This is a genomic window from Shewanella sp. WXL01, from assembly GCF_012263345.1.
GTDB classification, from domain to species: domain Bacteria; phylum Pseudomonadota; class Gammaproteobacteria; order Enterobacterales; family Shewanellaceae; genus Shewanella; species Shewanella maritima.
Window position 1 is genome coordinate 519,163 of sequence record NZ_JAAIKQ010000001.1, and the last position, 11,039, is coordinate 530,201.

Sequence of the window (11,039 nt, forward strand, 5' to 3'; positions counted from 1 at the left end):
CTTTAATTAGGGGCGAACTATTTATGGATGGAACCATGCAAAAAACGTTTTTACTTGGCTTTATGTGCGTTGTGATGAGTAGTTCTGCAGTTGCAGATGAGCAGGCAAAGTGGCAACAAGAAAGGCAGTTACGTATTGAAACCGCTAACCAAATGGATTTATCAATACCAAAGCAGCTATGTTCACGAAGTGGAGATATCGTCACTAACAAAGATGTGGCGCTGTTTAAGCAGGTTTTTGTAGCTACCCCAGCTACAGATAAGCAAGTTGAAGGGCATTTATCGAAGCTATATAAAAAGTACTTTGTTACAGATTATCGAGGAATTAACGACTTTCGCTTAGTAGAAGGGGAGCATTTCGGGTTTGTTGATGCCAAAAACTCAAGTAATGACTCCGTTAAAGATTCAGCTAGTCGCCGCGATTATGACACCGTTGTTTGGATACGTTATGAATTTGATACACAAAACACTAAAACTGACCATATCATCGCGAAAGGAGGTCGATGTGAAGTCGCTAAGTTTGATAACCAATGGCGGGTGATTAAGCTGTTATAGAAGGTATTCTGCGTCAGCCGTCATATTCAATTTAAATACGCACTACAACATTTTCAAGGATGAAATAAGTGAAAGCTAGCAAAATAGCAGCCCTGCTAGGGCTATTCCCGAGCCTATCTATCGCATCTTGTCAGATTGAATTCGAAGTACTAGAACCATTCCCTCCCGCTAAGCAATATAAAATATCTTATTACGACTCCAAGCTTGAAACCTATAAGGTTGAGGGGCTTGCAAATGGTGGTAAAGTGCCATTGCATCTATCTACATGTCCACAAGAACAATATGTCGATCTCACTCTTTCTAGCCTTATTAGCGGTGAAGAAATCAATCTTTTCCAACGCGAAGTCTTCTTGTAACAAAATGGAGATTAATATGAGGGATTTAGTCAAATATCTACTTCTGATAGGGGCTTTAATATTTTGTATAAATGCTAATGCCCTTGAGCGGTTCGCTGGCCTAGAAGATGGCTCAGATGACAACCTAAGAGCAGTCTGTAAAGACTATATGCTGAATAGCTTTTTGAAGAACGACCCTGAGCTTTTCTTTCATTTGCTGCCAAAAACGATGAAGAAGATGGAGGCGATGATTGAGAAAGATTGGCCAGCGGGACACTTAAAGCGTTTTGGTCCTGAGCCCTTAACTGAGTACGACCTTTTTGAGATGAAAAACAAAATCAAACACTCTGAGTATGAAGGGAATAAAACTAAGAGCATTGAGGTTTGGTACAAAGCAGGGATTATGAAATATAAAAGGGGAACATCTTGCTATTTCGAACGCCATGAAGATGGGCGTTGGTACTTTGGTAAAAAACCGTAAACAACACAACAAGGCCTCTGTTTATAGGCCTTGTCTCGTAATGACATTAAAGGGATGTAATGAGCTATAAAATTTGTAAACAAACTGACGAACGTATTGTATTGCAAGACACTGGTGGCATCGTCGATTTCATTTTTGGAATAGTATGGGCGGTGCTAGGTTTGGGGCTTGTTTACATAGCTTGGTTTGGTTACCAAGATTCTGGCGATCTACTGATGTCAATTGCTATCGCCCTTGTCGGTTGTTGTTTTTTCTTCCCCGTATTTAAAGTTAACCGATTAGTTATTGATGCTGTTAATAAAGAAATCATTAAAACCAAATCTTGGTTTGGAATCGCTTCAGAGCAAGAAACTGTCACCAATGGCAACCTCTCAATGATAGAAATGTCGGGGTTTATATATAATGAACTGGAGAGTGTGACTGAGGACTCAAGGCAGCGCCGGCGTTATTATTTCTTGAGGTTTTACAGCTACCCTGAGTGGGAACTTTCCATGAGAGATATGCCCACTATGTTAAATGTCGCCTTATTTATTGAGCGCCATTTTGACTCAGGTGTTGCTATCAAAACTGAGGGGACTAGACATAAATTTAGCGCGCTCGGTTTATTGAAAAACTATCAAAAAGTCGACTTGCCAGAGTGTTCTTTGGTTGCGGAAACTGGGTTTCAACAATTGGGTGTTGGCGTTGGTGGTGTTGGCCGTATTAAGTTCTGGCTATCCTCATTAATGAGTATTAGCTGGATTGTCATTGCACTTTGGCTTGTGCTGTATACTGATGTGCTTGAGGGCTTTGACAGTATTCCTGTACTACCGCTGCAAATAGCTGTGCTTGCATTCGTTACTTTGCTGAGCGGGTTGAGCATTAATGCTAGCTTTCCAGCCACGCTTAAAATCGATCACGGCCATTTGATTGTCAAAAATAGCCTGTTGAAAGCTAGAAGGTACCCTTTAGCAGATGTGATTGGTGCCGTGAATTTCCTCGATATAACTTTTTTACTAACCAAGAATGGCGTTGAAAGGCTAGCGCATAACCTGCCAAATCAACACAGTTACGCCATTCACACTTGGTTGCTGCCATTTATAAAGAGGTAGCTTTTGCTTTAAGGTAGTTACTTTATATTGCTGATTTTAATCTCAAATAATCACGTTCTCTCTTTTGCCAAAAGTATGATTTATGCAAAATATTTTGCTTTTATGCATCTTTGCTGTATTGTGACATATTATGTCCAAACGGATTGTGGACGTTGGAGCTAATGTAGCTGACTACCGAATCGATTGATGTAAATCCTTTTAAGTTCAGTAGCTAAAAGTGCTATTAGCGTTAAACCCACCCTTGATAAAAGGAGCAAAGATGGATTTTACCAACCCTATTTTCATCTGGCTTGTCATTGGTATTGTGATGATGCTGGCTGAAATCATTATTCCCGGTGGCATCATTATTCTGCTTGGTGTTGCCTGTGTACTTGTTGCTTCAGCCTTAGCTGTTGGTTTTATTGATGGCCTGAGCCAAAGCCTGACTTTGTGGTTTATCAGCTCTATGGTGCTGCTGCTCGCATTTCGCCATGTGACCCAAAAAATGATTGGTGGCGACGCTCATGTTGATAACACCGATGAAGAGTTGGACTTATACAATCAGGTCGCCACAGTTAAAGCAGATATAGGCCCGGGTGAGAAAACCGGTCGTATCACCTGTTTAGGCTCAGATTGGACAGCACTCGGTAATGGCTCTGTAATAAAAAAGGGCACCGAGGTGCGTATTATCTGCCGTGAAAACATTGGCTTTGTGGTTGAGCCTCTGCTGCCACAAGAGACGCCTCAAGACATGTCGCAATAGATGCCACAAGAGCCGTAAGTTATTAAGGGTCACTAATGAACCCAAAACCAATATTCGACTAACAACTCGTTCAGAGTCCACTTAGCTCAGCTGTTGTTAAAGCTGTCAGGATAGTGCTAGGCAAGATGCCTAGCGCAGCGAGCAAGCTGATTTCAAATAATAAGGAAGTGATATGCTGTTATTTACCATCGTATTTTTATTCTTTGTTTTTATTCTCTATAAACTCATGTTGATTGTGCCCATGCGCGAGGTACATGTCATTGAGCGTCTAGGTAAGTTTAAAAAGGTGCTGCAACCTGGGTTTCATTTTCTAGTGCCGTTTGTAGACCGTGTCGCCTACAGGCACGATACCCGCGAAGAAGTGCTCGACGTACCACCACAAAGTTGTATCTCGAAAGATAATACTCAGTTAGAAGTTGACGGCTTAGTTTATCTAAAAGTCATGGATGGCAAGCTTGCAAGTTACGGTATTGAAGATTATCGCCGCGCCGCGGTAAACCTAGCGCAAACCACCATGCGCAGTGAGATTGGTAAGTTGACGTTATCGCAAACCTTCTCTGAACGTGACAGCTTGAATGAGTCGATTGTACGCGAGATTGATAAAGCCTCAGACCCATGGGGAATTAAAGTGCTGCGCTATGAGATTAAAAACATCACACCATCTCGCCACGTGATTCACACGTTAGAAAAGCAAATGGAAGCTGAGCGTCAAAAGCGTGCTGAAATTACCCTAGCTAACGCAGAAAAAGCCGCGATGATTAACCTATCTGAAGGTGAGCGTCAGGAGGCGATTAATCTTTCTGAAGGTGAAAAAACAAGACGCATTAACGAAGCGATTGGTACAGGTAAAGAAATCTCAATTATCGCTAATGCTAAAGCGCAAGGAATGGAGTTAATTTGTGAGTCGTTAGCTAACAATGGTGGTAACGATGCGATGAACATGCTGCTAAAGGAGCAGTTTATTGGTCAGGTAGGTAAGATTTTATCTGAATCGCAAGTGTCGGTAGTGCCGGCTGAAATGGCTAAGCTGGAAGGCTTTTTTGAAGGCATGGAGCAGGTAACCAGCACGGTTGCTGCAGGTACTGATTCAGCAAAAGGAGCACGCTAATGATTAACTTAAATGCAAGCAATACAGATATGATTGTGATGGTAATCTGGGGCATTATTTTTACCATTTTCGTGCTCAAATTATTTCAATCAATTCGTCTGGTACCGACTAAATCTGCTTACATTGTTGAGCGACTAGGTAAGTACAGCAAAACCTTAGATGCGGGCTTTCATGCCCTGGTTCCGTTTATCGATAAGGTTGCCTACATCCACGATCTAAAAGAGGAGACCATTGATGTACCGCCGCAAGAGTGTTTCTCAAGCGATGAAGTTAATGTTGAAGTAGACGGCGTTATTTATATCTCGGTTACCGACCCGGTTAAGGCTAGCTATGGTATTACCGACTATCGTTACGCGGCGATTCAGCTAGCGCAAACTACTACGCGCTCGGTGATCGGTACGCTAGATTTAGATCGCACCTTTGAAGAACGTGACTTGATCTCAGCAAAAGTAGTGGAAGTATTGGATGAAGCAGGTGCCATGTGGGGTATTCGAGTTCACCGTTACGAGATTAAAAACATCACTCCGCCAGAAACGGTGAAAAATGCCATGGAAATGCAGGTTAATGCAGAGCGTGAACGCCGTGCATTACTGGCAAAAAGTGAAGGTGATAAGCAGTCTAAAATTAATCGCTCTGAAGGTTTAATGGCTGAAACCATTAACTTATCTGAGGGTGAGATGCAGCGCCGCATTAATGAAGCAGAAGGTAAGGCTGAGGAGATTTTAACTCTTGCCAAAGCGACCTCAGAGTCGATTGCCACACTGGCAAAAGTGATTTCTGCAGAGGGTGGGCAAAGTGCGCTACGTATGCAGCTTGGTGAGCAATATATGAAGCAACTTGATGGACTGAGTAAGTCTGATAGCCGCATTGTGCTGCCAGGCAATATGGTTAACTTTGAATACTGGCTAGACAGTATTGGTCTTAAAGAAGATAAAGTGAAAAGTTAGACATCTTATTGATGAGTTTAAACAATGAAGGTCGGCACTAGCCGACCTTTTGCTACTGAGCTCGCCAAGATAAGGCTTGCCAAGATATCGCTTGTCGGTAACACTCAAATTAAGCAAAGTTGCAGGGTTTACTATGGCGCAAAAACCTCTAGTCGTTCATTGTGTGGACGACAACAAAATGGGCGGTGTGAATATGGCGTTGACTCACTTGTGCCAGTCGCACTTAAGTGAGCATTTTGATATGCGCATTGTATACATGCCTATGGGGTTACATGCTCGTTTGATGCTTGATGCAGACATTATCTGTTTTCACGGCGCTTCAAGTTGGACTGGATTGCTTGGTGTGATGAAGCTAAAGCTTAAATTTCCTAGAGCTAAGCTTGTATTGCAGGAGCATCATTACAGTCAGGGCTTTGTTGACGAGAATGTGTCAGCGAGTGGGCGTTTTTATCAGCTACTGAAATTCACCTACGGCTTGATGGATAAGGTCATCAGCATTGCACCATCACAGCAACGATGGATGCTTAAACACAAACTTGCTTCCAAAACTAAAATTGCCATGTTAGGCCAGGGGCGAGATCTCTCCCAACTAATGCCATTACCTGAAACTGTGACTAGCACCTTCATAGACGCAGATTTGGATTTACTAGCAAACAATTTTCAGACAAATAAGGCATACCCTAACCCTACGCTGATGCCTATTAAGCCAAGTGCAATATCTGAATCTTTTGAAGTTAACGCATCTAACAACACAGTTAACAGTAATGCCGCTCAAGTGAAATTACTCGCTTATGGGCGCTTTCATTGCCAAAAAGGCTTTGATGTATTGCTAAAGGCGATGGCCCTCATACCAGCTGAATTATGCCAGTTAACGCTTATAGGCGAGGGCGAGTTGCAAGGTGAGTTTCAGGCGCTTGCCGAAGAGTTGAGTCACGTGCAAATATTGCCAGCCGTAGATAATATTGCCACGCAATTACTAGCGTGTGATGCTGTGGTTATTCCCTCACGTTGGGAGCCATTTGGGTTGGTGATGCAAGAAGCCTTAAGTATGGGTAAATGTGTTATTGCCAGTGACGTTGACGGCCTACATGATCAGTTTACTGATGCGCCGTGTGTATGTGTTAAGCTGCTTTCGCAGCAACAATCGCGACAACAAGCGCTACAACAATCGCAACAGTCCTCACCAGGCTTAGAGCGAAAGCCAGAGCTAAAAAAAGAACTAACTAAAGAGCTGAGCCCTGAGCAAGTCGCTATGCAGATAACCTCATTTTGCAAGGCGTATCAGTCAGGTGAAATCGCGGCCAAATGGCACAATGATTACTCCCATATTAATTTACAGAAATGGCGACATCAGCAATGGCAAAACGTGGTGGATAACTGGCACAGATTATTGAGTGAACTTTGATCAAAGGTAGTGATTGTTTTTAGCTTAGTTGCATCAGCTGGGGTACCATTCTGTCTAGGGGCTGCTAAAGCTAACTCTGAAAGAGTAGGGGCGATGCTGTGATTGAATGGGATTTTGCTGAATAGCATATAGGCTTCCATTAATCGCATCGGCGTTTGGTTCTGATTTAACAAGCAGCGTTAGACGCAAGATGGCAAGCATTAGGTGATGAGTAAAAAATGTGCCCATGACGATGCATCAAAGGTCACAATCAAATGTAGGATAAAGACCAATGCTTCTCAGAGAATTCGATTTAGATTTGCCAGAGGAAAATAAAGATTTACGGCATCAGTTTAGAAATGATGTTAGATGTATTGCTGCGCAATATTTCAGTTTTTTCCCTAAGAAGTTTAAAACGAATGGCTTCTGGAAAGTTTTGGTTGAGTGTTCTTCTGAAGAGGGGCTTCCTCACATTTATATGAAGGTTATGACAGTTAAAGTGGTCTTTGATTTTGAAAGATACTTGTTGCTGGACAAGATAGAGAAAAAAAAGAGTATCTTACATGCGCTTAATATTGGGTTGTTGAAAGTAAGTCAAGGACAAGGTTGGGACCCTTTATTGCTTGAAGACTGCTTTAGAAACGTTGTTGCGTCTGCCTATGATTTTCATTGGGTTTTCAAAAAAACGAAAAAAAATCCAGCAAGGAAGTTGGTTGCTCAAATAACGTGTCATCACGACCTAGATGAGTTTACTGCTAAATTATGTGTAAGTGATTTAAGTGGTTCTTTAGTATTCGAGTGTTTATTAGTAGATGAGGACCCAAATGAGTTTGCTTTTGCTTATAAACTTGGAGACTTCAAATGGCTGTCCAATCAAGATATTGCATTTTACAATAAACAAAATGATCTAGTAGCTAAGATTGATATTAATGCAAAAATGACAATGTTCTTGCAAAGCTAATTAACAAGATTCGAGAGGCATACTCGTGATTAGTATGGCCTCTCTTTCTAATACAGATCTCATGATCGCTTTTCCTACCCGATTCACAACCCCATTCTTACCAAACCCAAATTCTATTTATCACTTTTCGAATTGCAATGCAGAATGCTATTTTGCATTGTTTGTCACAAAGGTGAATTTTAATTTATTGATTTTAAAGAAGTAAAAAGTTGGTCTGGTCTATGCAATACCTGTTTACCGATACTAACAGAGCGAGATCAGCCTATGACTTCTTTAGCAACCAAGACTGTTCAGTCAGTCCAACAAGCCTCAAATAATAAGCAGGGTGTTTTTGATGATGCTCGGCTTGTACAAAACGTGCAACATGCCGGTGCCAACAGCAGTGGTCTCGCAAATCGATCAATGATGAAATCTAGTTTCTATCTGCTATTTGCAGGTGCTGGTTTACTCATGGCGCAAGGTGCGAAGGCCAGTGAGCCATTTAATGCTTGCCCAACCCAAGCCTTTATTGTGCAAACGCCAGCGGGCAACCCTATTACCTATGGTGTAGACCTTAGTACAGGTAGTTATGTGGTGCTGTCGGATGCAATGGGGGTTAACGCCGCGATTAATGGCACTGGCTTTAGTTACAGCGACAACTATTTATACGGCTGGGACTATGATAATCAAACCTTGAGCCGCATCGACAATCAATATCAAACAACGCCACTTAACTTAGTTAAACACGGCTCGGTTGGAACGACTAACTTCTATGTGGGTGACGTTGCCATTGATAGCAATACCTGGTTTGGGTATCGCAAAAACCTCGGTTTATTCAAGGTTGAGTTAGACAACGCGAATCCTGTGATGGAATTAGTCACCAATCAAAGTAGTTTGGTTAACTACAATATTACCGATTTTGCCTTTCACCCCTTTGATGGTTACCTCTACGCAGTGACTAACGGCACTAGTGGCAAGCTACTGCAAATTGACCCAAATACTGGTGAGTATCAAAACTTAGGTACTGTGGTTACAGCAAGTAAGAGCTTTACCTTTGGCGCGCAGTTCTTTGACCCAGACGGCAATCTTTACATGAGTAACAATCGTGACGGTAACGTGTATAAGCTCAATGTCGCTGATGCAAACCCACAAGCAGAGCTGTTTTCTTATGGTCCTTCTTCAACCTCAAACGATGGCGCGCGTTGCGCCCTTGCTGAAGTGCCAGTCGGTGACTCTGTAGATTTTGGTGATGCGCCAAATTCTTATTCAACGTTAATGTCTGATAATGGCGCCCGCCACGGCATCATTGAAGGCTTGAGTTTAGGTAAGCTAAATGACAATGAATCAGACGGTTACCCTGCGCCATTATCGGACGATTCTAGTGATGGTATTGATGACGATGATGGCATCAGCATGCCAACAGGTTTCGAGATTGGTGAGACTGCGGTGTTGCTGGTGGATGTTACTGGCAGTGATGGCTACCTCAACGCCTGGATTGATTGGGGCCAAGATGGTGAATTCGACGGCGAAGATCGTGTTGTAAGCGCGAAAAAAATGGCACCAGGGCAATCGAGCGTCATGATTGATGTACCTAACTGGGCTAAAGCCGGTGACACCTGGGCGCGTTTTCGTTTAAGTAGCACGCCAGATATTTTACCTACCGGTGGTGTAAGTGATGGTGAGGTTGAAGACTACGCGTTAACAGTGACGGAAACTGGCGTGAAGATGACTTATTACCCATCTTCATCAACCTATACCACATTAGCCTATGAAGATTTGTTCCCCAATCAAGGCGATTTTGACATGAACGATGTAGTGATGCAGCTGCGCATTGTTCAGTACGAGAAAAATAATCATGTTCGTCGTGTAGGTTTTGAAGCACATCTAGTCGCTATGGGCGCCTGGTATCACAACGGTTTTGCAATCCAATTGCCGGATGTAGCGCGCAGCAATGTACAAGAATCAGCCATTGAATGGTCAATTCAAGGTGTGAAACAAACTCAGTCGCCGCTAGAGCAAGGGCAAACCAATGCCGTGATGGTGTTTAGTGAAGACCTATGGCAGCACGCGACACGCGGTAATAACTGTGAATACTTCAGAACCGAAGCCGGTTGCGGTACTAGCTATCGTGCAAGTTGGAATATGACGGTTCCGTTTGTGGAGGCTGTTGACGTTGAATTAATGCCGGCATTCCCTTACGACCCATTTATCTTTGCTACGCCCAATACCGACCATGGCTTAGCCGCCAAGAACATTACTGATGGCAAGAACCCTGGCCGTTCACTTGAGATACACCTAAAGAACAAAGCGCCGACCGATCTATTCGACCCACGCTTTTTAGGGGCCCATGATGACGCATCATCACCATCTCAAGGTCAATACTTCCAGGATGAAAACGGTATGAGCTGGGCGATTGAAGTGCCTGATAACTGGGAGCACCCATTAGAGAAAGAGCGTTTAGATAATGCATACCCAGAGTTTGTCGATTTTGCAGCAGACCCAAGCGGTAACACGAATGCTGACTGGTACATCAACAAAATTGAAGAGCTGGTGTTTTAACTGACAAATGCTAGCCAGAGCAGTCAGTGAGCCAATCAAGGTCACTGACTGGCCAACCCGAATCGAATATTGAGGTAATTAATATGAATAAGCTAACTCACAAGATTGCTGCTCAAACGAAAAATAATGCAACCGCTGCTAACTATCATTCTGAACAATCAGCTGCTGAGCAGGACGAACATAAACAAACTTGGTTTGACTTTTTACAACGCAAAGGTACGCCAATGAATATATTACCAAGCCTGCTGGCTATATCAGTGATTAGTTTGCTAAGTGCCTGTGGTGGAGGCGGCGGTGGGGGAGAATCTCCAGCTCCAGTAGCTAACACGCCAACATCAACAGGTGACACTGATACAGGTGGCACAGGTGATACCGATACTGGCGGTACAGATGAAGGTGATGATCAAACACCACCAGAGGAGCCTACACCTCCTGAAGAAGAGGAACCAACACCCGATCCAACTTCGCTCGATGATCTGGTTGTCGATGCAGACTTTGAAATGCAAGCAGTGTTTGAGCTTGAGGTTCAGGTGGCGCTTACCAACGGCAAGCGCGGCTATTTCTCACTCTGTGATGACTTTACTCAGGGGGCAAATATCACTGTTAATTATGAGTCATGCTTGCTTCGCGGCCCGCTTGATAACGGTCAGCTTAACGATACTTTGAAGGTAGCAAATCACCAAGCGAGTTTGATGGCAGTAGTGTGGTTTTATGATGGCAGCGAACCACAATATCAAAGCTGGCAATATGATAGTCAAGTTGAACAGCAGCAGTTAACGTTTAACTAACCTAGCAAAGTTAAGCTAAAAAAAGCCCTAGTGCAGAATCTGCATTAGGGCTTTGTATTAAGAGGCTTTTACTTACTTTTCGTTAGCGACTAAGCAACAGCCTCAGTTAA

General features: G+C 43.1%; 11 protein-coding genes. All 11 read left to right on the forward strand.

Translation table 11 applies throughout. The features are described from left to right. The first annotated feature begins 35 nt into the window (after positions 1-35). The 11 genes from G3R49_RS02055 to G3R49_RS02105 all read left to right on the forward strand — a co-directional run bounded on the left by G3R49_RS02055 (position 36) and on the right by G3R49_RS02105 (position 10,929). A complete protein-coding gene (locus G3R49_RS02055) occupies positions 36-554 on the forward strand; it encodes a hypothetical protein (RefSeq protein WP_167868504.1) in 519 nt (172 codons plus the stop codon). Positions 555-622: 68 nt separating this feature from the next. After that, positions 623-910: a hypothetical protein gene (locus G3R49_RS02060; protein ID WP_167868505.1), complete on the forward strand. Its 288-nt coding sequence runs from the start codon at positions 623-625 to the stop codon at positions 908-910. A gap of 16 nt (positions 911-926) precedes the next feature. Then, entirely contained in the window at positions 927-1,370 is a 444-nt protein-coding gene (locus tag G3R49_RS02065) for a hypothetical protein (RefSeq protein WP_167868506.1), read from the forward strand. Positions 1,371-1,429: 59 nt separating this feature from the next. Further along, positions 1,430-2,461 carry a hypothetical protein gene (locus tag G3R49_RS02070; RefSeq protein WP_167868507.1) on the forward strand — a complete coding sequence of 344 codons (1,032 nt, stop codon included), beginning with the start codon at positions 1,430-1,432 and terminating at the stop codon, positions 2,459-2,461. 259 nt (positions 2,462-2,720) lie between these two features. Continuing rightward, positions 2,721-3,203, forward strand: coding sequence for an NfeD family protein (locus G3R49_RS02075; RefSeq protein WP_130598720.1), 483 nt, complete (start codon positions 2,721-2,723; stop codon positions 3,201-3,203). A gap of 172 nt (positions 3,204-3,375) precedes the next feature. After that, entirely contained in the window at positions 3,376-4,311 is a 936-nt protein-coding gene (locus tag G3R49_RS02080) for a slipin family protein (RefSeq protein ID WP_130598718.1), read from the forward strand. Positions 4,312-4,313: 2 nt separating this feature from the next. After that, positions 4,314-5,258, forward strand: coding sequence for an SPFH domain-containing protein (locus G3R49_RS02085; protein ID WP_165399067.1), 945 nt, complete (start codon positions 4,314-4,316; stop codon positions 5,256-5,258). Between the two features lie 133 nt (positions 5,259-5,391). Then, entirely contained in the window at positions 5,392-6,663 is a 1,272-nt protein-coding gene (locus G3R49_RS02090) for a glycosyltransferase family 4 protein (protein ID WP_167868508.1), read from the forward strand. A gap of 271 nt (positions 6,664-6,934) precedes the next feature. After that, positions 6,935-7,603 (forward strand): hypothetical protein, encoded by a 669-nt coding sequence (locus G3R49_RS02095; RefSeq protein ID WP_167868509.1) that lies wholly within the window; start codon positions 6,935-6,937, stop codon positions 7,601-7,603. 264 nt (positions 7,604-7,867) lie between these two features. Then, positions 7,868-10,141 (forward strand): LruC domain-containing protein, encoded by a 2,274-nt coding sequence (locus G3R49_RS02100; RefSeq protein WP_245335221.1) that lies wholly within the window; start codon positions 7,868-7,870, stop codon positions 10,139-10,141. Between the two features lie 83 nt (positions 10,142-10,224). Further along, positions 10,225-10,929: a hypothetical protein gene (locus G3R49_RS02105; RefSeq protein ID WP_245335222.1), complete on the forward strand. Its 705-nt coding sequence runs from the start codon at positions 10,225-10,227 to the stop codon at positions 10,927-10,929. Positions 10,930-11,039: the final 110 nt, after the last annotated feature.

What these genes read in the sequence shown, in the direction of transcription:
- G3R49_RS02055 (WP_167868504.1), top strand. Translation starts at nt 36, where the DNA reads ATGCAAAAAACGTTTTTACTTGGCTTTATGTGCGTTGTGATGAGTAGT.
- G3R49_RS02065 (WP_167868506.1), top strand. Translation starts at nt 927, where the DNA reads ATGAGGGATTTAGTCAAATATCTACTTCTGATAGGGGCTTTAATATTT.
- G3R49_RS02070 (WP_167868507.1), top strand. Translation starts at nt 1,430, where the DNA reads ATGAGCTATAAAATTTGTAAACAAACTGACGAACGTATTGTATTGCAA.
- G3R49_RS02075 (WP_130598720.1), top strand. Translation starts at nt 2,721, where the DNA reads ATGGATTTTACCAACCCTATTTTCATCTGGCTTGTCATTGGTATTGTG.
- G3R49_RS02080 (WP_130598718.1), top strand. Translation starts at nt 3,376, where the DNA reads ATGCTGTTATTTACCATCGTATTTTTATTCTTTGTTTTTATTCTCTAT.
- G3R49_RS02090 (WP_167868508.1), top strand. Translation starts at nt 5,392, where the DNA reads ATGGCGCAAAAACCTCTAGTCGTTCATTGTGTGGACGACAACAAAATG.
- G3R49_RS02095 (WP_167868509.1), top strand. Translation starts at nt 6,935, where the DNA reads ATGCTTCTCAGAGAATTCGATTTAGATTTGCCAGAGGAAAATAAAGAT.
- G3R49_RS02100 (WP_245335221.1), top strand. Translation starts at nt 7,868, where the DNA reads ATGACTTCTTTAGCAACCAAGACTGTTCAGTCAGTCCAACAAGCCTCA.
- G3R49_RS02105 (WP_245335222.1), top strand. Translation starts at nt 10,225, where the DNA reads ATGAATAAGCTAACTCACAAGATTGCTGCTCAAACGAAAAATAATGCA.